The 18,482-nt window shown below is 60.6% G+C and carries 24 protein-coding genes; 15 read left to right on the top strand and 9 right to left on the bottom strand.

Translation table 11 applies throughout. The features are described from left to right. Positions 1 to 256: 256 nt before the first annotated feature. A complete protein-coding gene (locus PAF20_RS16505; RefSeq protein WP_271071686.1) occupies positions 257 to 733 on the bottom strand; it encodes a VOC family protein in 477 nt (158 codons plus the stop codon). Beyond that, complete coding sequence (locus PAF20_RS16500) at positions 730 to 1,380, bottom strand: winged helix-turn-helix transcriptional regulator (RefSeq protein ID WP_271071685.1); 651 nt, start codon at positions 1,378 to 1,380, stop codon at positions 730 to 732. Before PAF20_RS16500 ends, PAF20_RS16505 begins: the two co-directional genes overlap by 4 nt. A gap of 79 nt (positions 1,381 to 1,459) precedes the next feature. Here PAF20_RS16500 and PAF20_RS16495 point away from each other — a divergent pair, with 79 nt between their 5' ends. The 8 genes from PAF20_RS16495 to PAF20_RS16460 all read left to right on the top strand — a co-directional run bounded on the left by PAF20_RS16495 (position 1,460) and on the right by PAF20_RS16460 (position 6,680). Then, on the top strand, positions 1,460 to 2,182 hold the full coding sequence (locus PAF20_RS16495) for a DUF1428 domain-containing protein (protein ID WP_271071684.1): 723 nt from the start codon (positions 1,460 to 1,462) through the stop codon (positions 2,180 to 2,182). 3 nt (positions 2,183 to 2,185) lie between these two features. Continuing rightward, positions 2,186 to 2,614 carry a VOC family protein gene (locus tag PAF20_RS16490; RefSeq protein WP_271071683.1) on the top strand — a complete coding sequence of 143 codons (429 nt, stop codon included), beginning with the start codon at positions 2,186 to 2,188 and terminating at the stop codon, positions 2,612 to 2,614. Between the two features lie 78 nt (positions 2,615 to 2,692). Continuing rightward, entirely contained in the window at positions 2,693 to 3,367 is a 675-nt protein-coding gene (locus tag PAF20_RS16485; protein ID WP_271071682.1) for a glutathione S-transferase family protein, read from the top strand. A gap of 21 nt (positions 3,368 to 3,388) precedes the next feature. After that, on the top strand, positions 3,389 to 4,168 hold the full coding sequence (locus PAF20_RS16480; protein ID WP_271071681.1) for a VOC family protein: 780 nt from the start codon (positions 3,389 to 3,391) through the stop codon (positions 4,166 to 4,168). Between the two features lie 101 nt (positions 4,169 to 4,269). Further along, on the top strand, positions 4,270 to 5,001 hold the full coding sequence (locus tag PAF20_RS16475) for a DUF899 family protein (RefSeq protein WP_271071680.1): 732 nt from the start codon (positions 4,270 to 4,272) through the stop codon (positions 4,999 to 5,001). A gap of 11 nt (positions 5,002 to 5,012) precedes the next feature. Beyond that, entirely contained in the window at positions 5,013 to 5,459 is a 447-nt protein-coding gene (locus PAF20_RS16470) for a YybH family protein (RefSeq protein WP_271071679.1), read from the top strand. Between the two features lie 2 nt (positions 5,460 to 5,461). Next, positions 5,462 to 6,319 (top strand): alpha/beta fold hydrolase, encoded by an 858-nt coding sequence (locus PAF20_RS16465; protein ID WP_271071678.1) that lies wholly within the window; start codon positions 5,462 to 5,464, stop codon positions 6,317 to 6,319. Continuing rightward, complete coding sequence (locus tag PAF20_RS16460) at positions 6,312 to 6,680, top strand: nuclear transport factor 2-like protein (protein WP_271071677.1); 369 nt, start codon at positions 6,312 to 6,314, stop codon at positions 6,678 to 6,680. Before PAF20_RS16465 ends, PAF20_RS16460 begins: the two co-directional genes overlap by 8 nt. Before the next feature lie 154 nt (positions 6,681 to 6,834). Here PAF20_RS16460 and PAF20_RS16455 read toward each other — a convergent pair whose 3' ends face one another. The 6 genes from PAF20_RS16455 to PAF20_RS16430 form a co-directional block, all read right to left on the bottom strand. Continuing rightward, positions 6,835 to 7,281: a GNAT family N-acetyltransferase gene (locus PAF20_RS16455; RefSeq protein ID WP_271071676.1), complete on the bottom strand. Its 447-nt coding sequence runs from the start codon at positions 7,279 to 7,281 to the stop codon at positions 6,835 to 6,837. Between the two features lie 13 nt (positions 7,282 to 7,294). Further along, a complete protein-coding gene (locus PAF20_RS16450; protein ID WP_271071675.1) occupies positions 7,295 to 7,552 on the bottom strand; it encodes a YjhX family toxin in 258 nt (85 codons plus the stop codon). A gap of 365 nt (positions 7,553 to 7,917) precedes the next feature. After that, positions 7,918 to 8,751: a metal ABC transporter permease gene (locus tag PAF20_RS16445; RefSeq protein WP_271071674.1), complete on the bottom strand. Its 834-nt coding sequence runs from the start codon at positions 8,749 to 8,751 to the stop codon at positions 7,918 to 7,920. After that, positions 8,748 to 9,605: a metal ABC transporter permease gene (locus tag PAF20_RS16440; protein ID WP_271071673.1), complete on the bottom strand. Its 858-nt coding sequence runs from the start codon at positions 9,603 to 9,605 to the stop codon at positions 8,748 to 8,750. The genes PAF20_RS16445 and PAF20_RS16440 overlap by 4 nt, the downstream gene beginning before the upstream one ends. Beyond that, the gene (locus PAF20_RS16435) at positions 9,602 to 10,468 is read right to left on the bottom strand and encodes a manganese/iron ABC transporter ATP-binding protein (RefSeq protein ID WP_271071672.1); all 867 of its coding nucleotides are present in this window, start codon (positions 10,466 to 10,468) and stop codon (positions 9,602 to 9,604) included. The genes PAF20_RS16440 and PAF20_RS16435 overlap by 4 nt, the downstream gene beginning before the upstream one ends. Next, a complete protein-coding gene (locus PAF20_RS16430; RefSeq protein ID WP_434802925.1) occupies positions 10,465 to 11,373 on the bottom strand; it encodes a metal ABC transporter substrate-binding protein in 909 nt (302 codons plus the stop codon). Before PAF20_RS16430 ends, PAF20_RS16435 begins: the two co-directional genes overlap by 4 nt. A gap of 137 nt (positions 11,374 to 11,510) precedes the next feature. On the opposite strand from PAF20_RS16430, the gene PAF20_RS16425 reads away from it, so the two are divergent. The 7 genes from PAF20_RS16425 to PAF20_RS16395 all read left to right on the top strand — a co-directional run bounded on the left by PAF20_RS16425 (position 11,511) and on the right by PAF20_RS16395 (position 17,701). Further along, positions 11,511 to 11,930, top strand: coding sequence for a Fur family transcriptional regulator (locus tag PAF20_RS16425; protein WP_271071670.1), 420 nt, complete (start codon positions 11,511 to 11,513; stop codon positions 11,928 to 11,930). A gap of 248 nt (positions 11,931 to 12,178) precedes the next feature. Further along, positions 12,179 to 13,384, top strand: a complete 1,206-nt coding sequence (locus PAF20_RS16420; RefSeq protein WP_271071669.1) for an ABC transporter substrate-binding protein — start codon at positions 12,179 to 12,181, stop codon at positions 13,382 to 13,384. Further along, a complete protein-coding gene (locus PAF20_RS16415) occupies positions 13,385 to 14,251 on the top strand; it encodes a branched-chain amino acid ABC transporter permease (protein ID WP_271071668.1) in 867 nt (288 codons plus the stop codon). Then, a complete protein-coding gene (locus PAF20_RS16410) occupies positions 14,251 to 15,189 on the top strand; it encodes a branched-chain amino acid ABC transporter permease (protein ID WP_271071667.1) in 939 nt (312 codons plus the stop codon). Before PAF20_RS16415 ends, PAF20_RS16410 begins: the two co-directional genes overlap by 1 nt. Next, positions 15,176 to 15,883 (top strand): ABC transporter ATP-binding protein, encoded by a 708-nt coding sequence (locus PAF20_RS16405; protein WP_271071666.1) that lies wholly within the window; start codon positions 15,176 to 15,178, stop codon positions 15,881 to 15,883. The genes PAF20_RS16410 and PAF20_RS16405 overlap by 14 nt, the downstream gene beginning before the upstream one ends. Continuing rightward, positions 15,873 to 16,568 (top strand): ABC transporter ATP-binding protein, encoded by a 696-nt coding sequence (locus tag PAF20_RS16400; protein WP_271071665.1) that lies wholly within the window; start codon positions 15,873 to 15,875, stop codon positions 16,566 to 16,568. The genes PAF20_RS16405 and PAF20_RS16400 overlap by 11 nt, the downstream gene beginning before the upstream one ends. A gap of 110 nt (positions 16,569 to 16,678) precedes the next feature. After that, the gene (locus PAF20_RS16395; RefSeq protein ID WP_271071664.1) at positions 16,679 to 17,701 is read left to right on the top strand and encodes an aspartate-semialdehyde dehydrogenase; all 1,023 of its coding nucleotides are present in this window, start codon (positions 16,679 to 16,681) and stop codon (positions 17,699 to 17,701) included. Positions 17,702 to 17,734: 33 nt separating this feature from the next. On the opposite strand, the gene PAF20_RS16390 is transcribed toward PAF20_RS16395, so the two are convergent. Beyond that, positions 17,735 to 18,415: a DUF2268 domain-containing putative Zn-dependent protease gene (locus PAF20_RS16390; RefSeq protein WP_271071663.1), complete on the bottom strand. Its 681-nt coding sequence runs from the start codon at positions 18,413 to 18,415 to the stop codon at positions 17,735 to 17,737. Positions 18,416 to 18,482 lie beyond the last annotated feature (67 nt).

Here is an 18,482-nt window from a genome sequence, read left to right as displayed (position 1 = left end):
GAAATCGTTGCATCGGCAGGGGCAAAAACAGGGCGGGATTAGTAAAGATCAAGGAAGGGAACTTTCCGGTATATCTGCACAGGCAGAGGGCGAGCGTCCGGCCGCGGGGGGACGCCTGCAACGGACGTGCGGCGCGCTTTATCGTTCCTTCCCGCAGAAGGACCGTGCAGCGTGAAACGGCACCGAAGCGTCCGCCCGTGGGGGCGGCCGGACGCTCGCCCGGCGGGGCTGCGCCCCTTTTTCCGGGCGGTGTGCCCTAGCTGCCCTCAAACGCCCGTCTGATCGCCTCGCCATCCAGCTTCGTCATGGTCAGCATCCTGGCAGCAGCGCGACCCGCGGCCTCGCGGTCATCGGCGGCCATAAGATCCATCATACCCGGCGGGATGATCTGCCAGTTCAGCCCCCAGCGGTCCTGCACCCAGCCGCATTCCATCGTCTGCCCGCCTTCGGACAGGGCGTCCCACAGGCGGTCTACCTCTGCCTGACTGTCGCATTCGATCATCAGCGACAGGGCGAGGTTGAACTTATCCGGGCCGGGGGCAGAGAACGCATAAAGCGGCGTTCCGGCGACGGTGAATTCGACGGTCTTGACGCTGCCGGCCTTCCCGCCCGGACTGTCGGCATTCTGATCCGATATGCGTTGGATGCGACTGTCGGGGATGGTGGCGGCATAGAATTCTGCTGCTGCGATGGCGTCCTGATGATACCAGAGGCAAGGGGTGAGACGGGTCATGTCTGAGGCTCCAATCTGAAAAGGTCGATGAAGATCTGTGCGGCGGCGAGATCGCCGGTTGCACTGGCGAAACCCTTGGCGATCATCGCTGTCAGGGGGGCTGCGCCGTAGACGGTGAAGGCCAGCGTGTTGCCATCGCCCTTCAAGGTGAATGGCGCGTCAGGGGTGTTGACGGCTTTGGTGATGAGGCGACCGTCGGCGACCTGCATCTCGAAGGCTTCCGATCCGAAATCGAAGCCGGCCTTTGCCGTGATACCGCTTGCCCGGTCGCTCATCAGGTTCACGCCCATCGAGATCATAAGCGCCGAGGGGCTGATGAAGCGCGTCGGATCGTGGCCGGGTGCGATCAGGGCCCAGCGGCAAAGAGCCTCCAGCACCGGCAGCAATTCCCGACCAAGGTCGGTCAGCGCATAGATGCCGAGCTTTTCGTCATGCGTGATCACGCCAACGTCACGAAGCTGTGCCAAGCGTTGGGTCAGTACCGAGGCCGTAATGCCGGGCAGTCCCGCGCGGATCATCTGGAAGCGTTTGGGTGCGAACATCAGTTCACGCACCACCAGCAACGCCCAGCGATCCCCGATCAGATTCAGCGCATGGGACGCAAGGCAGCCTTCGTCATAGCGCAGTTTTTTGCCGTCTTTACTCATTTTTAAATACTATCAGTTGTTTTTTAATACTGCAAGTGGCATGATGCGATTCGAAACGGGACATTTGGGGAGTTTCGCAATGACGTATTACACCGGAATGGTTGCAGCGGTGCCCACGGCAAACAAGCAGGCATATATCGATCATGCAAAGGATGCCTGGCCGCTGTTCAAGAAGTATGGCGCGGTCAGGACGGTTGAGACCTGGGGCGTCGATACGCCCAAGGGCAAGGTCACGGATTTTCAGGGCGCTGTTCAGGCGAAGGATGATGAGAGCATCGTTTTCACCTGGATCGAATGGCCGGATCGTGCTGCCGCCGACAAGGCATGGCAGACGATGGAAAGCGATCCTGAGATGGCCGCGATGGGTGACATGCCCTTTGACGGCAGCCGTATGATATTCGGCGGGTTCGAGCCTTTGATGTCGGTCGGGCAGGTCGATGGTGCGGATTTCTATCAGGGCTTCCTGCTCGCGGCGCCGGAAAAGAACAAGGACGCCTATGAAAAGATGGCCCATGATGCCTGGGGCATGTTCGAGAAATATGGCTGTCTGGGCATGGCGGAAAACTGGGGCGTCGATGTGCCGCGCGGCAAGCAGACGGATTTCTACCGCGCCACCAAGGCCGAGGATGGCGAGGCCGTGCTGTTCAGCTGGACCGCATGGCCCGACCGCGCGACCTGCGACGAGGCGGCCAAGAAGATGGAAGCCGAGATGGAGGGCGTCGAGATGCCCGAAATGCCCTTTGACGGCAAGCGCATGATGTGGGGCAGCTTCGAAACCATCTTCGATTCGGGAAAGGGCTGAGCCATGAGCTTTACACCTTATCTGTCCTTTCAGGGCGAAGCCGCCGATGCGTTCGCCTTTTACGGCGAGCTTTTCGGGGCCACCCCGGTCCTGAACCGCTTTTCAGAAATCCCGCCGGGCGGCGATATGCCGCCGCTGCCGGACGAACAGCAGAACTGGGTCATGCATGCGCAACTGATGCTGGATGACGGCGCGATGCTGATGGGCGCGGATATGCCTCCGCAATTCGGCGGGCAGAAACAGGCGGGTGTGTCCGTCGCGATCTGGCGGGATGATGCGAATGACGCCCGGACGCTGTTCGACAAGCTGGCCGAGGGCGGCGCGGTGACGATGCCGTTCTCCAAGACGTTCTTTTCGGAAGGCTTCGGCATGTGCCGGGACAGGTTCGGAACCTCTTGGATGGTCATGACCGGCGATCCGGCTCTGGCCTGACGTGCAAGGCCCGTCTCTGCGCATGTGGGGGCGGGTTACCAAAGCCAACCCGAACGAGCATATGAGCGAGGGACTGAGATGCCGGACGATAAGCTGACCATCTATACCTATGACTGGCTACCCGAATTTCCGCGTGGTTTCGTGCGCGACCTGCGTGTGCGGTGGGCGGCAGAGGAACTCGGCCGCGCATATGAAATCGCGACTGTGCCGGTCCATCCCAAATCCGATGCGCATAAGGCAAAGCAGCCCTTCGCGCAGGTGCCGATGATCGAGGATGGCGAGGTCTCGCTGTTCGAAACCGGCGCGATCGTGCTGCATCTGGCAGAGGGCTCTGCCCTGCTGCCCGAGGGTAAGCGGGCCGAGGTCACGCAATGGGTGATCGCGGCGCTGAACAGTCTGGAGCCTCAGATCGCGAACTGGATGACCAGCCAGTTGTCGAAGAAGATGCCGGAGATATTCGGGCCGCCTGCCTCGGAGGAATTGGAGGCGCAGTTTCTGAAATCCATGAACGGGCGGCTTGCAGCTTTGGAAAAGCTGATGGCGGATCGTGAGTGGATCGTCGGCGATTTCAGCGCCGCCGATATTATCCTTGTCGATGTGCTGCGACAGGGCGGCGAGGCGACGAAGGATTATCCTGCGCTGACGGCCTATATCGCGCGCGCGACGGCGCGGCCTGCCTTCAAGCGCGCGATGGACGATCATATGGCGCATTGGACCGCCGCCGATGCCGCAAAAGCAGCGCAATCCGGTTAAGTATTCACGAGGAGAGACGAGATGAGCTATCACGGAAACCCATGCTGGTATGAGTTGACGACGACGCAGGGCAAACTGGCCGATGCGGGCGCGTTCTATGCCAAGGTGCTGGGCTGGAATGTTGCCGATTCGGGTATGGAGGGGTTTGAGTATCACCTTGCGAAATCGGATGGGGATGTCGTTGCCGGTCTGATGAACATGCCCGACGATGTCTCGGGTATGCCGCCCTGCTGGATGGTTTATTTCGCCGTCGATGACATTGATCAGTTCGTGACCGATGCCACCAAGGCCGGGGCGCAGGTTCATCACGACGTCACCGAAATTCCCGGCACGGGCCGGTTCGCGATCTTCGCTGATCCTCAGGGTGCGGCATTTGGCGTGCTGGAGCCGGCACCTATGACTCCATCCGCCGAGGGGCAGGCTTTTGATCAGCAAAAAGCCGGTCACGGCAACTGGCACGAATTGATGAGCGGCGACCCCGAGGCTGGCTTTACCTTCTATTCCGGCCTGTTCGGATGGACCAAGGGTGATGCCATGGATATGGGCGAGATGGGCACATATCAGCTTTTCCGCCGTGACGGGAAAGACATTGGCGGCATGATGGGTCTGGGCGAGTCCCCCGTTCCCTTCTGGCTGCCCTATTTCGGCGTGGATGGGAGCGTCGCCGCCAAGGTGGATGAGATCAAGGCGGCAGGCGGCAACGTGCTGCACGGCCCCATTGAGGTCCCCGGCCCGGCCTATATCGCCGTAGCACAAGACCCTCAGGGCGCGGCATTCGCCGTGGTCGGGCCAGAGAAGTAACCGGCGCAACTGCCGCGCGTCCTGAGATAGCGGGCCGCGCGGCATCACCAGTACCAACCCGCCGTTCCAGCCACGCCCGCGGGGCGGGGGCCGGGACCATGATGCCACAACGCAGCGAGGATAAGATGGAACAAGCCACACTGAAGCCCGCGAAGGAACTGGCCGAAACTTACCGCAAGCGGCCTCTGCCGGGCGAAAGCGCGGCCTATACGCAGGCCCGAACCGAACTGCTGCAAGCCGAGATAGAGGCGCGCCGGGTGATAACAAGGCTGGCGGAACAGCGGCAGGCGCTGCCGCAGGGGCCGCTGGTGCAAAAGGATTACCGTTTCCGTGACGCGAGCGGCAAGGAGGTCGGGCTGATCGATCTGTTCGGGGATCATGACACGCTGATCACCTATTTCTGGATGTACGGTCCGGAGCGCGAGCGCCCCTGCCCGATGTGCACCAACTGGCTGGGCGGGGTGAACGGCAACGCCGCCGATGTGAAGCAACGCGCGGCGTTCAAGATACTCGGCCGCAGCCCGGTGGCGCGTCAGCAGGCTTTTGGCGCCGAACGCGGCTGGCGCGATCTGGATTTCGTGCAGACCGTGGGCGACGACTATGCCCGGGACCACGAGGGGCTGGATGATGAGGGGTACGAATACCCGATCTTCGCCGTCTACCGCCGCGATGGTGATAAGGTCTGCTATTTCCTTGTCGGCGAGATGCCGTCCGAGGCCGCCGATCCGGGGCAGGACCCGCGCGGGGCGGTGGACATCGCGCCCTTGTGGAACCTGCTGGACATGACGCCAGAGGGGCGCGGCACGGATTGGTATCCGAAGCTGAGCTATTGAGGGGAAATATCATGAGCGATCAGAGCGATATTCGCGCCTTGCTGGACCGGCAGGCCAGCGACATGGCGGCAGGTGATGCGCAGGCGGTGATGACAGGATTCAGCGAAAGGCCGGTGCTGTTCGATCTGCCGCCGCCCATGCAGGTCGATGCCGATGCGGCGGGGCTGCAGGAATGGATCGACGGCTGGGACAGGCCGCCCGTCGTGACCTACCGCGATCTGGAGGTAGAGGTCGCGGGCGATCTGGCGGTGGCATGGGGCTTTGTCCATACCGCCGTGCGCCGCGGCGGGGAGGATGGCGGATACTGGACCCGCTGCACATGGGCCTTCCGGCGCGGGCCGGATGGCTGGCGGATCACACATAACCACACCTCGGTTCCGTTCTACATGGACGATAACCAACGCGCTGCCCTGGATCTGGAACCGGGCACAGGTGCGGCAAAAATCTCGGAGGGTTGAAGATGAAAAAAGTATTTTCACTGATGGCCGCGATTTCCTTACCGGCGATGGCAGGGGCAGAGACAGTCACTGTCGAAGGTCACGATGTCTATTACGAAGTTCACGGCGAAATTTCGGCGGATCAGCCGCCCATCCTGCTGCTGCATGGCGGGGCGATGAACATCACCTCGACCTTTGCCGGAATGATCCCGACCTTGTCAGAGGATCGCGCTGTCATCGGCGTCGAACAGCAGGGGCATGGCCATACGCCGGTTCATGACGGCGAATTCACGCTGGAGACGATGCGCACCGATACGCTGGCGGTTCTGGATGAATTGGGGGTCGAGCAGGCCCATGTCATCGGCTTCTCGATGGGCGGGATGCTGGGGCTGGAATTGGCGGTGAATGCGCCGGATCGGGTTGCATCTCTGACGGCGATCTCTGCCAGCCAGAACGGCGAGGGGATGCTGCCCGATCTGGTGCAGATGAACCGTGACCCTACGCACCAGCCCTCGCCCGAGGTGGCGGCGTTGATGCCAAGCGAGGCGGAATTCGCTCAGATGGCCGCCCAAGTGGCCGAAATGAATCCCGGCGGGGCCGAGGCGTTCGAGCAGATGATGGCCAAGACCTCTGCCCTGATCGCGTCAGACTGGGGCTGGACGGATGAGGAACTGGCGGCGATCCCCCTGCCCGTGCAGATCCTGCTGGGGGATAATGATTTCGTGACGCTGGATCACGCGCTGCACATGAAGGACACAATCCCCGATGCGTGGCTGGCCGTGCTGCCGCATACCGAACATATGAACATCATGTCCCGCCCGGAACTGCCTATCCTGCTGCAACGCCGGATCGAAGCGGCGGAGGAGTCCAGCGATGCCTGATACCAAAGTCGAAGGCAGCGGCGATTGCGGCAACTCCCCCAAGAACAAGCTGGCGCAGGATATTGCGGTGGGGCTGGAAACAGGCGGGCTGTCCGCCGAGCTGCTGGCCGATGATGTGGTGTGGCAAAGGGCCGACGGCAAGGAAATTGAAGGGGCCGAGGCGGTGCTTGCTGCCTTGGACCGCGTGAAAGCACCGAAACTGGTGAAGGTCGATCACGCGATTTCCCACGGCAAGGTCGGCGCGGCGAACGGGATCAGCACCGGGCGCGATGGGAAGGCAAGGGGATTCGCCCATGTGATCGGGTTCACCTCGACCAGTGCTAAGAAGGTTGCGGTGATCAGGAGTTATGAGGCGGGGTGAGAAAGTTGGCGATTGTCCAGCCTTTGGTTGTAACCAGTGAGAGCGCCGTATTTCTTTGTAGCAGGACCCATTGGCAAATTTTCAGCTTGCCCCCCATTACGGCTTGCGATGAAGAGTGACCGCCCCTTCGAATAGGGGCGGTCTGTGTCGCGCATCACGCTCCGGGCATGGCCATCTTCCGGCTTATATGCCCGGAAGCTTCGTGAAGCTCATCTTCCACAAACTCGAAACCATAGCGTTCGTAAAAAGGCCGACCGACGTGATTGTCACGAAAGACTTCAACCTTGAGCGGCCCTTTGAGAGCAAAAGCATAGTCAACAAGCGTCCTTCCATAGCCTTGCCCAATCAGCGATGGTTCAAGAAACAGTCCCCCTATTTCGTTTCCGAGAAGTGCTATGAAGCCGACGACGGTGCCGTCTTTTTCCAGCACGTATGTTTCCGCGTTGGGCAGATAAATGTCGCGCATTGCCTGATGGACCTCGGTCACAAATTCCGGCGTCAGAAAGGCATGCGCGAGGGCGTTTGATCTCTGCCAGACGAGAATCACAGGTTCGATATCGTCGGGATTATAAGGGCGGATAGAATGCTTAGTGTCTGTCATTCTCTTGTACTTTCTATCTTTGATTGAGTTGCGCGCGAACGGATTTCATTCCCAGCCGCGACACGCGGTAGGAATGCCCGTTTTGCGAATGGATGAAGCGCCGTTTACGAAGGCGCTGAAAAAGGTCGAATGTGCAGTCGGTTAGAACATGACCTTCGCGGGTGTAGCATGTGATACTGCGTATTTTGCCGTTTGCATGCCGTTCGTGGTGGATTGCCCCACCAAGAGCGAGCTCATGCAAAACACGCTGCTCGTGCTTTGAGATATTCAATTGAGTGTCTCGATTTTATGAGAGTACAGGAACAGGATCACTCAGCATCTCGCGTGAGTGTCCTTTAGCTGTCTGTTGTTCCTAAAACTTTAGAGTTCAGGAACGGGCGTTGGCCCGGGGCTCTTGCATAAAATCTCCACTGCATGAGGCCAAACGCCCCGTGCTGAACTGTCGTTAGCCGAAAATTCGAGGGTAAACAAGCGGTGCGGGCGGCCTGCACCCGAGCGTGATCGCCCTAGCCCGCTTCATTAAGTGATCAAACAGGACTGCCGAGGTTCGTGCTTCGATGCCGGTGCGGTCGCAAAAGGCCGGAAACTGACGTCGGTTGCTTGGCACTGACGGCCCGGAAAAAGCGGCGGTCTCCCTCAAACCGCCGCCACCCGCCGCTTGTTGATCGTCACGCGCCGGATGAACGCCACGATAAAAATCGCCGTCAGCACGAGGATGATCGTCGCGGCGGGGGAGCTGTCGAGGAAAAAGCTGGCATAGACGCCGCCCAACATGCCGATCAGGTTGACGATGACGGCGACGGTCAGCATCCAGCCGAAGCGGCGGACGATCAGGAAGGCTATCGCGCCGGGTGCGATCAGCAGGCCTACGGCGAGGATCAGGCCGGTGGCCGACAGCGTGGCGACGATGGTCAGTGACAGGATGGTAAGAAGCCCGTAATGCAACAGCCCGACCGGCAGGCCGGATGCCTTTGCCTGCGCGGGGTCGAAAGCGTGCAGCATAAGGTCTTTCCATTTCAGCAGCAGGCTGGCGCAGACGATCAGAGAGATCAGGCCGGCGGTGCGCAGATCGGCCGGACCGATGCCCAACATGTTTCCGAAAAGGACATGATCCAGATCGACATTCGTCTGAATCGAAACATACATCACGATGCCCAGCCCGAACATGCCAGAAAACACGACCCCCATGACGGTGTCCTGCTTGATGCGGCTGTTCTCGGACAGATAGCCGGTGGCAAGCGAGGTCAGCATCCCCGCTGCGAAAGCTCCTATGATCAGGGGCAGGCCCAGCATATAGGCCAGCACGATCCCCGGCAGGACGGCGTGGCTGACTGCATCGCCCATCAGCGCCCAGCCTTTCAGCACCAGAAAACAGGACAGCAGGGCTGTTGGCGGCGCGACCAGCAGACAGATCAGGAAGGCGTCGCGCATGAAGGGGAAGGTAAAGGGCTGAAGAAGGGTGTCGATCATGGCGCGGCCCTCAGCGCCTGAGCCGCGCGGCGGCGGGCGGCGAGCATGCCGTGTTTCGGTGCGAAGATGAAGGCGGCGAGAAAGATCAGGGTCTGAAAGACCACGATGACGCCGCCGGTCGCGCCGTTCAGGAAGAAGCTGATATAGGCGCCGATAAAGCTGGTGATGGCCCCGATGGCGACGGCGGTGACGATCAGCCGCCCGAAGCGGTCGCAAAGCAGATAGGCGGTCGCACCCGGCGTCACGACAAGGGCGATGACCAGAAACGCGCCGACCGTCTGCATGGCCGCGACGATGCATGCTGACAGGAGCGTGAAGAACAGCGCCTTCAGCATCCCGGCGCGAAGGCCAATGGACCGGGCGTGGCTTTCGTCGAAGAACACCACCATCAGATCGCGCCATTTCAGCAGCAATATGGCGATGGAGACGACACCGATGATGGCAAGCTGCCGTGTCTCTGAGGCGGATATTGTCAGGATATTGCCCATGGTGATGGTTTGCAGGTCCACGGCAATCGGGTTGACGGACACAAGGAACAGGCCAAGCCCGAAGAAAGAGGTGAATATCAGCCCGATCACCACATCAACTTTCAGCCCGGATCGTTCGGACAGGAACATCATGGCGGCTGCGGCCAGCCCGCCGGACAGAAAGGCACCAACCGCCAGAGGAAAGCCCAGCAGATAGGCGCCCGCCACACCCGGCACGACCGAATGGGACAGCGCATCGCCGATCAGCGACCAGCCTTTCAGCATCAGGAAACAGGACAGGAAGGCGCAGACCGCGCCGACAAGGGCCGCGACCGACATGGCGCTGAGCATGAAGCCATAAGTGAACGGGTCCAGAAGGATGCTCATTTCGCATCCTCACGGCGCTTCATTTCCTCGCCATAATGGACAAGCGGGCGCTCGTCATCCGAGAAGATGGTGATGCTGCGGGCGTCATCGTCGTCATGCAGATCGGTGCCGCCGAGTGTAAAGTGGCGCAGCACGCCGCCGAAGGCTTCCTCCAGGTTTTTACGGGTAAAGGTTGTCTCGGTCAGGCCATAGGCCAGCACGGTTCCCTTGACCAGCACGACACGGTCACAGAATTCCGGGACGGAGCCGAGGTTGTGGGTCGAAACGAGCATCACACGGCCTTCGTCGCGCAGTTCGCCCAGAAGGCGGATGATCTGTTCTTCTGTTTTCACATCGACGCCGGTGAACGGCTCATCCAGCAGAATGACCTGCCCGTCCTGCGCCAATGCGCGCGCCAGAAAGACGCGCTTTTTCTGGCCGCCCGACAGTTCACCGATCTGGCGGTGGCGGTAGTCCAGCATATTCACGCGGGCAAGTGCCGCCTCGACCGCCTGATGATCGGATTTGGTGGGGATGCGCAGGAAATTCATCTTTCCATAGCGGCCCATCATCACCACATCCTCGACCAGCACAGGGAAGGCCCAGTCGACTTCCTCGGACTGGGGAACATAGGCGACAAGGTTCTTGCGCAAAGCCTCTGGCACGCTCATCCCCAGAAGGCTGATGTCACCGCCCGCAAGGGGGACAAAGCCCATGATCGCCTTGAACAGCGTTGATTTGCCAGCACCGTTCACGCCGACAAGGGCTGTCACCGTGCCGCGCGGAACGGCAAAGCTGGCATGGCGCAATGCCGTCAGGCCGTTGCGATAGGTGACGGTGACGTCATCGGCGCGGATGCCATCGTCGGCGTGTTCAGCGGTCATTGCGTTGCTCCTTTTGCGCCGCCCAGACCGGCCGCGATGGTTCCGGTCGTCTTGCGCAAGAGTTCCAGATAGGACGGCACCGGGCCGTCAGATTCGGACAGGCTGTCGACATACAGCTCCCCCCCATAAGACGCGCCGGTTTCGCGGGCGATCTGGCGGGCGGGCGCGGTGTTGACGGTGCTTTCGCAAAACACTGTCGGGACGTTGTGATCGCGAACCCCGTCAATAACGGATCGGATCTGTTGCGGCGTGCCCATCCGGTCGGCATTCATCGGCCAGAGGTAAAGCTCATTCAGCCCGTAATCTTCTGCAAGATAGGAAAAGGCGCCCTCGCAGGTCACCAGCCAGCGGTGGTTTTCAGGCAATGCCCCCAGCGTTTCGCGCAATGGTGATATCGCTTCGGCAAGCTGGGCCTTATAGGCTTCGGCATTCGCACCATAAACGTCTGCGTTCTTCGGATCATGTGTGGCGAATGCGGCGGCGATATTGTCGATATAGATCATCGCGTTCGACAGGCTCATCCAGGCATGCGGGTTCGGCATTCCCTGATAGGAACCGGCCGCGACCGGAATCGGCGTGATCCCTTCGGTCAGCGTCACTGAAGGCAGGTCACCCAGATTGGACAGGAACTGTTCGAACCAGATTTCCAGATTCATACCGTTGCGCAGGATCAGGTCGGCGCCTTGAGTGCGGACGAAATCGCGCGGCGTCGGCTCATAGCTGTGAATATCCGCGCCTGCTTTCGTGATCGACACGACATCGGCGGCATCGCCTGCCACTTGCTGCGCCATATCGGCCAGAACGGTGAAGGTCGTGACCACCTTCATCCGGTCTTCTTGTGCGGCTGCCGGCCCTGCCCCAAGCACAAGACCCAACGCTACCGCTCTCTTGACTGAACTGCCCATCACTGCACCATCACCTCCTCATTGCTGTAAATGCAATTCATTCGCAATAGTCAAGTCTAAATGCAAATGGCTCGCATTTGCTTGTCAGGAGGACGAGTTCACGCTAGACCGGAACGACACAGCAAAGGGCCACGCTGATGAGCGCAGAGACGACCGATTTTGCAAAGGCCCTGCGAGAGGCCGGGCTGCGTGTCACCCAGCAGCGCATGGCGCTGATGTCTGTTCTGATGGAGGCGGCGGACCACCCCAATGCGGACGAACTGCTTTCACGCGCCAGAGGGCTGGACGATTCCATGTCGCTTGCGACCGTCTATCGGACGCTGTCAGCTTTGGAAGAGGCCGGGCTGATCCGCAAGCTGTCGCTGGAAAACGAACCCGCCCGCTACGAGATTTCGCCCGCGGCCGAGCATGACCACCTTGTCGATGTCGAAACCGGCGAGATGATCGAGCTGGCGAGCGATGAGATCAACCGGCTTCGCGCTGAACTGGCGGAACGTCTGGGCTATGAAATCGTCAGTCAGCACACGCTGATCCGTGCACGGAAGTTGCCCGACTGATCGGGTTTGTCTGGTAAGGCCGCGCGCGCGCGTCTGGTTCGTTTTCGGCCATCCGGACCAGCTTGGCGGCGGAGAAGGCGGTCCAGCGTGTCTTCAACCGACAGGGCGCTGCGCACGGCAGCTGACAGCGCATCGGCGCCCTGAAGCCCTGCCAGGGCGCGCCGATCAATGGGCTGATCCCAGACGAAGAAACGGCAATGTGGTTTCTGGAACCGCCCGGAAGATAGCCAAAACTACAGCCCTTCGCCATGGACAGGCGTGAATCCTCGCAATATCACCGGGTTGAGGACTGCACGAAGGACCCCCTCATGAACAGATACTGTATCGCCTGCCTGCTGGCCGCAGTCGCCCTTCCTGCGGCGGCAGATACGAAGGTCGGCCTGTTGCTGCCCGCATCGGGCAATTACGCAGCACTCGGTCAGGACATCGAAGACGGCTTTCGCATGGCCATTGCCGAAAGCGGGCGCAGCGATATCGAGATTGTCGAGGCCGATACCGAGGCCGACCCACAGACCGGCCTGACGATGGCGCGCAAGCTGGTTATGCAGGATGAGGCTGATGTTCTGGTGGGCGTGGTCTCCTCTGCCGTGCTGGGCGCGGTGCGCAACTTTGTGCATCAGTCACAGGTGCCGCTGATCGTCGCCAATGCGGGTAACAGCGACGCAACGGGAAAGGACTGCTCTGCCTATATCACGCGGGTCAGCTTTTCGAACGATCAGCTTAACCGGCCGATGGGCGAATGGATGGCAGCGCAGGGGATAAGCTCCGTCTACACGCTTGCCCCGGATTATGCGGCAGGCCAGCAGATGATCGGCGCCTTCTCTGCCGCGTTCGAGGCGGCGGGCGGCGATATAGTCGGAGGAGAGTTCACCCCTTTCGGCAAGACAGAAGATTTTGGCCCGTATCTGGCCAAGGCACAGGCATCGGGTGCTGAAGCACTGTATGTTTTTTACGGCGGCGCAGATGCGATCAGCTTTGTCCGGCAGTATGACAGCTTCGGCCTCGCCGAAGAGATGCCGCTTTATTCCGTCGGCTTCCTGACCGCGCCGCTTTACCTGAGAGAGCAGGGGAAGGCCGCCACTGGCGTGATCGGGGCGCTGCATTATCTTCCATCGCTGGAATCGCCGGAAAATGACACATTTGTCGCGGCCTATCAGGCGGAACATCCCGATACGCTGCCATCTGAATATGTGGTCGCAGGCTATGACGCGGGTCGCCTTCTGCTTGGAGCTCTGGAAGAAGGTGTCGAGGGACGTGAGGCATTGGCGAATGCTTTGCCCAATGTATCCTATACCGGCCCACGTGGGCCGCTGAAGATTGACCCGGCGACCAACAATATCGTGCAGAATGTCTATGTGTTCGAGACCGTCGAAGGCGACGAGGGCATGACCCACAAGCTGCTGGACACCGTCGAGGCCGTTCAGGATGCGCCCAACGGTTGCGCGATGCCGTAAATGACGACCTTCTGGATATTGCAGACGCTGAATACGCTGCAATATGCTGCGCTGCTGTTCCTGATCGCGGCCGGGCTGTCCGTCAGTTTCGGGCTGATGGGATTTGTGAACCTTGCGCATGGGGCGCTTTACATGCTCGGGGCCTTTATCGGCGTCACGTTAAGCGTGCAGGCAGGTTTCTGGGCGGCGCTGTTCCTGGCCCCTGTGACAGTCGGGGCAATCGGGCTGATCCTTTACCTGGGCCTGCTGGGCCGGGTCGCACGATTGGGGCCGATGCCGCAGGTTCTGGTCAGCTTTGGGCTGGTCTTTATCGCAACAGAGATCGTGCGCATCCTGTGGGGCGATGTTCCGTTGTCGATCGATATCCCTTCTGCGCTGCGCGGGCGGCTCGACATGCTGTCGGTCAGCTATCCGCTGTACCGTCTGTTTGTCATCGCAATTGGTGCCGTGGTTTCTTTGCTCCTGTGGCTCGGGGTGAACCGGACCGGCCTTGGTGCTGCACTGCGTGCGTCTGTTGAGAACAGGACGATGGCAAGGGCCATCGGGATTGATACAGACCGGCTGTTCCTTTGGGTCTTTACGCTTGGCGCCGCACTGGCGGGGCTTGGCGGTGTGGTTGCGGCCCCGATCACCTCTGCCAGTGCAGGCATGGCGGTCAGCGCACTTGTTCCCGCCCTGATCGTAACCGTGATCGGCGGCATGGGCAGCATTTCCGGCACGGCGGCAGGTGCGCTTGTCGTGGCCGCTATCGAGGTATTCGGCGCGGCAATCTGGCCCGCTGCCAGCTCCGTCCTGATTTACGCGGCACTCGCCGCAGCACTGATCTGGCGCCCGCAGGGCTTGTTCAAAGGCGCGGTGTCGCACTGATGTTCAGGCTGAATCCCCTTCGCCTTGCCACATTTGTGCTTCTGGTCATCTCACTGGCGCTTTACGCAGGATTTGGTGGCTTCTTCGCGCGCGAGATCGTTGCCGAAATCGCCATTCTTGCGGTGCTTGCGATTGCATTGGATGTTGCGGCCGGGTTTGGTGGCATGGTTTCACTGGCTCACGGCGCGATCATGGGCGTGGGCGCATATGTCTATGCCTTGGCGGGTCAGAACGGGATGACGCCCTGGCCCGCCGCCGCATCGGGCATCGCGGCAGCCGGGTTGACAGGTGCGCTGATCGGGGTGGTCACAGGGCGGACGCAGGGCGTCTATTTCATCATGGCGACGCTGGCCTTTGGTCAGATGATCTGGGCGCTGACGTTCAGCGCCGACTGGCTGGGTGGCGACAATGGGCTGGGGGGTATCATGCGTCCAAGCCTGCCGTTCAGCGACCTGACCGACCCGCTCAGCTTTGCGCTCTACGCTATCGCGGTGATCGTGATCGTCTTTGGCCTCGCAACCCTGTTTCTGCGCAGCGCCCTTGGCCGCACCTTCGAAGCTGTTCACGAAAACCCGCAACGCGCCGCGTCGCTCGGTTTATCTCTGATCCGCGTCAGAACCATTGGCTTTGCCGCCTCCTCGGCCCTTGCCGGGTTTGCGGGGGTGCTTGCGGCGCAGCATATGCAATTCATCTCTCCTGCAATGATGGTGTGGACCGCATCCGGAGAGGTGTTGGTCGTGTTGATCCTGGGTGGGATTGGAACGTTGGTTGGACCCGCCCTTGGCGCGACCGTCTTCGTGACGCTGAAATACTGGTCAGCCGGTTGGACGGATCATTGGCACCTGATCATCGGGGCTGTCCTGATCGCGGTGGTGCTGGCGGGTGGTCACGGCATCTATGGTCAGTTCGAACGCTGGTACAGGCATGCTTTCGGTTAAGGGGTTGCACAAGAGCTTTGGCGGCGTTGAGGTCATTCGCGACCTGACATTGTCGGTAATGCGAGGCGAACGCCTGGTCATCCTTGGTCCCAACGGCGCGGGCAAGACCACATTGTTTCGATTGATCGCAGGCGAAATAACACCCGAAGCCGGAAAGATCGTGTTGAAGGACAACGACATCACCCACGATCCGCCGCATGTCCGGGCCCGTGCAGGGCTGGGGCGCAGCTTTCAGCAAGCAACCTTGTTTGAGCGTTTTACGCTGGAAGAGAACCTGATCATTGCCGGGCTGGAGCAGCGAAGCATTGGCGGCGATCCCTTGCGCGACCCCGCGTTGCGCCGTGCGGCCCGTGACATTGCGGAACAGGTGGGATTGGTTGATCTGGAACGACCAGCCCGGGACATCGATCACGGCAATAGACGCCGGCTGGACCTTGGGCTGGCGCTTGCGGGACGCCCGGATGTGCTGCTGCTGGATGAACCGGCCTCTGGCTTCGGTCCGGGCGGGGCACGACAGATCCATGACCTTATCGCAAACCTGCCGCGGGACCTGACGATCATTGTGATCGAACATGACCTGGATCTTGCGTTCTCTGTCGCTGAACGCATTGTCGTACTGGATGCAGGCCGCATCGCATTTGACGGAGGCCCATCCGGTGCCCGCCCGGCGCTGAAAGCCATCTATGATGCTTGAGCTTTCTGGCCTCACTGCGGGATATGGCAGCACACCCGTGCTGCATGGCTTGTGCATGCTGGTTACTGACGGAAAGGTCCACGCGCTTCTGGGGCGGAACGGCGCCGGGAAGACCACGGCCTTGCGGCGCATCATGGGTATAGTGCCCGCGCAGCGCGGCAGCGTGACCTTTACCGGACAGGATATCTCGCACTGGTCGACGACGAAGATCGCGCGGGCGGGTATCGGCTATGTCCCCGAGGGGCGCGAGGTCTTTGCAACACTGTCCGTTCGCGAAAACCTGACGCTCGCCGGTCGTATCGGTTCTGGCGAGTGGAATGTGAACCGCGTCATAGCGCTGTTTCCCAATCTGGGCACGCGGCTGAATGCCCTCGCCGGCGCGCTGTCGGGCGGAGAGCAGCAGATGCTTGCAATCGGGCGGGCTCTGATGACCTCGCCCCGGTTGCTGATGCTGGATGAACCGGCGGAGGGGCTGTCGGTTCAGATGCTGCACATCTTGCGAAATGCGTTGGTTGAATTGAAATCAGCCGGAATGACTACGCTTCTGGTGGAACAGAATGTCAGCTTTGCCACTGCGATTTCGGATCGCGTGACGCTGATGTCACGCGGTCAGGTCGTATGGGATGGGGATGCCGAAGCGTTTTCGATCGCCGGAGAGCCCCGCCGTCAGTTTCTTGGGGCCTGAGCCCGGCATCGGCACGCTTGCACCGTCCTGTCGCTGAAGAATAAGGGAATTACACTTCCCCTACACGAACCCTGCACCTATATCGCGCCCCAAGCAAAGGAGTTTTCCTGATGGGTTATAGAATTGCAGTTGCCGGCGCCACGACCGATGTGGGCCGCGAAATCCTGAACATTCTGGCAGAGCGAGAGTTTCCCGCCGACGAAGTAGCAGCGCTTGGCCCGCGCCGTTCACTGGGGACCGAGATCAGCTTTGGCGACGACACGCTGAAATCCCGCGACATCGAAAGCTTCGATTTCGGCGGATATGATATCGCCCTTTTTGCAATGGATGCGGACGATGCGCGCAAATATGCGCATCTCGCAACCGATCAGGGCTGCGTCGTGATCGACGCCTCATCGGCTTTCCGCATGGACCCCGCGGTTCCTCTGATCGTGCCAGAGGTGAACCCGGCAGTGATTGAGGGCTATCGTGAACGCATGATCATCGCCAGCCCGGATGCCGCCACGGCTGAGCTGGTCGTCGCGTTGAAACCGCTGCATGATCGCGCCCGCATCCGTCGCGTCGTCGCCTCGACCTATCAGTCGGTCATGTCGGCGGGCAAGAAGGGAATGGATGAGCTGTGGAACCAGACCAAGGGCATGTATGTCCCCGGTCAGGAAGTCGAACCTTCGGTCTTTCCGCGCCAGATGGCCTTTAACGTGATCCCTCAGGTCGGGGACTTCATGGAGGACGGCAACAGCCGCGCCGAATGGCAGATCAAGGCAGAGATCAAGAAGATACTCGACCCCTCGATCCGTGTGTCGGTCACTTGCGTTCGCGTGCCTGTCTTTGTCGGCGATGCTGAATCGGTCAATGTCGAGTTCGAGGATTTTCTGGATGAGGACGAGGCGCGGGACATTCTGCGAGAGTCTCCCGGCCTGCTGGTCATCGACAAGAACGAGGACGGTGGTTACGTCACGCCGGTCGAAAGCGCCGGCGACTTCGCAACCTTTGTCAGCCGCATCCGGCAAGATGCCACGGTTGAGAACGGGCTGAACCTGTGGATCGTCTGCGACAGCCTGCGCAAAGGCTCGGCGCTGAACCTTGTTCAGATTGCTGAACTGCTGGGCCGCGACCACCTGCAAAAAGGCTGACCGAATGGCGGGCCGTCGGGTCGCTGCGTCCGGTCAGCCTGCATTCGTCTCTGTCTCCGGCTGTTCAGGTTCGGAATCTGCGTCGGTCTTTGCAAGCTGGCGCATGGCACCCCTGAACCGATCGACGGGGGCCTTGGCCAGACTGACAGCATCCTCGGACGGATTCTGCGACAGGTATTCGGCAATCAGCCGATGCCCCAGACCATAGCCTGACCACCTGCGGATCTTGCCGGTGCCGAAAAACCACTCTGCATGATCATAGCCCAGGCGCGACCACTCATTCGATGCCCGCCGTGTCAGCCCCTCTGACGGATTGACCGCATCCCACGGATCAGGCTGGCCACCCAGAACCTGCAATACAAAATGGCCGGCAAGCCCTTCGCTGACCAGAGCTTCGCCCAGTGACTTACCATAACCCGGACCGTCCCAGCGGATCAGATGATGCAATTCGTGGACCAGCGTGCGGATAAAGGGTTCGGGCGAAAAACGCTCTGGCTCCAGCGTGATCTGAATATGTCCCGGCCCCGGCGCATAGCCTCCGACCGCCCAACCCTGCACGACCTCTTCACCCGCGCGAATGACCAGATCAAAACGCGGGAGTTCGACATGCTCTTCCACCGCGGCGACGGCCTCTCTTGCGGCGGCGCGTGTTTCTGGCATGACGCTGTTCAGCGTCTTGCGGGCGTTGAGGTAGTGAATGTTCCAGACCGTCATGTCCTTTCTTTCGCAAGTTCAGGGACGTCGCGCCACCGGAAAAACATACAGGCGGTCCGATCGGCAA

The organism is Paracoccus albus (assembly GCF_027913035.1).
Classification (GTDB): Bacteria; Pseudomonadota; Alphaproteobacteria; order Rhodobacterales; family Rhodobacteraceae; genus Paracoccus; species Paracoccus albus.
This window is presented reverse-complemented; position numbering and strand designations above follow the sequence as displayed.

What these genes read in the sequence shown, in the direction of transcription:
- PAF20_RS16505 (WP_271071686.1), bottom strand. Translation starts at nt 733, where the DNA reads ATGACCCGTCTCACCCCTTGCCTCTGGTATCATCAGGACGCCATCGCA.
- PAF20_RS16495 (WP_271071684.1), top strand. Translation starts at nt 1,460, where the DNA reads ATGACGTATTACACCGGAATGGTTGCAGCGGTGCCCACGGCAAACAAG.
- PAF20_RS16500 (WP_271071685.1), bottom strand. Translation starts at nt 1,380, where the DNA reads ATGAGTAAAGACGGCAAAAAACTGCGCTATGACGAAGGCTGCCTTGCG.
- PAF20_RS16475 (WP_271071680.1), top strand. Translation starts at nt 4,270, where the DNA reads ATGCCACAACGCAGCGAGGATAAGATGGAACAAGCCACACTGAAGCCC.
- PAF20_RS16480 (WP_271071681.1), top strand. Translation starts at nt 3,389, where the DNA reads ATGAGCTATCACGGAAACCCATGCTGGTATGAGTTGACGACGACGCAG.
- PAF20_RS16470 (WP_271071679.1), top strand. Translation starts at nt 5,013, where the DNA reads ATGAGCGATCAGAGCGATATTCGCGCCTTGCTGGACCGGCAGGCCAGC.
- PAF20_RS16395 (WP_271071664.1), top strand. Translation starts at nt 16,679, where the DNA reads ATGGGTTATAGAATTGCAGTTGCCGGCGCCACGACCGATGTGGGCCGC.
- PAF20_RS16445 (WP_271071674.1), bottom strand. Translation starts at nt 8,751, where the DNA reads ATGATCGACACCCTTCTTCAGCCCTTTACCTTCCCCTTCATGCGCGAC.
- PAF20_RS16435 (WP_271071672.1), bottom strand. Translation starts at nt 10,468, where the DNA reads ATGACCGCTGAACACGCCGACGATGGCATCCGCGCCGATGACGTCACC.
- PAF20_RS16440 (WP_271071673.1), bottom strand. Translation starts at nt 9,605, where the DNA reads ATGAGCATCCTTCTGGACCCGTTCACTTATGGCTTCATGCTCAGCGCC.
- PAF20_RS16410 (WP_271071667.1), top strand. Translation starts at nt 14,251, where the DNA reads ATGTTCAGGCTGAATCCCCTTCGCCTTGCCACATTTGTGCTTCTGGTC.
- PAF20_RS16485 (WP_271071682.1), top strand. Translation starts at nt 2,693, where the DNA reads ATGCCGGACGATAAGCTGACCATCTATACCTATGACTGGCTACCCGAA.
- PAF20_RS16465 (WP_271071678.1), top strand. Translation starts at nt 5,462, where the DNA reads ATGAAAAAAGTATTTTCACTGATGGCCGCGATTTCCTTACCGGCGATG.
- PAF20_RS16425 (WP_271071670.1), top strand. Translation starts at nt 11,511, where the DNA reads ATGAGCGCAGAGACGACCGATTTTGCAAAGGCCCTGCGAGAGGCCGGG.
- PAF20_RS16490 (WP_271071683.1), top strand. Translation starts at nt 2,186, where the DNA reads ATGAGCTTTACACCTTATCTGTCCTTTCAGGGCGAAGCCGCCGATGCG.
- PAF20_RS16420 (WP_271071669.1), top strand. Translation starts at nt 12,179, where the DNA reads ATGGACAGGCGTGAATCCTCGCAATATCACCGGGTTGAGGACTGCACG.
- PAF20_RS16405 (WP_271071666.1), top strand. Translation starts at nt 15,176, where the DNA reads ATGCTTTCGGTTAAGGGGTTGCACAAGAGCTTTGGCGGCGTTGAGGTC.
- PAF20_RS16415 (WP_271071668.1), top strand. Translation starts at nt 13,385, where the DNA reads ATGACGACCTTCTGGATATTGCAGACGCTGAATACGCTGCAATATGCT.
- PAF20_RS16460 (WP_271071677.1), top strand. Translation starts at nt 6,312, where the DNA reads ATGCCTGATACCAAAGTCGAAGGCAGCGGCGATTGCGGCAACTCCCCC.
- PAF20_RS16455 (WP_271071676.1), bottom strand. Translation starts at nt 7,281, where the DNA reads ATGACAGACACTAAGCATTCTATCCGCCCTTATAATCCCGACGATATC.
- PAF20_RS16400 (WP_271071665.1), top strand. Translation starts at nt 15,873, where the DNA reads ATGATGCTTGAGCTTTCTGGCCTCACTGCGGGATATGGCAGCACACCC.
- PAF20_RS16430 (WP_434802925.1), bottom strand. Translation starts at nt 11,373, where the DNA reads ATGGGCAGTTCAGTCAAGAGAGCGGTAGCGTTGGGTCTTGTGCTTGGG.
- PAF20_RS16390 (WP_271071663.1), bottom strand. Translation starts at nt 18,415, where the DNA reads ATGACGGTCTGGAACATTCACTACCTCAACGCCCGCAAGACGCTGAAC.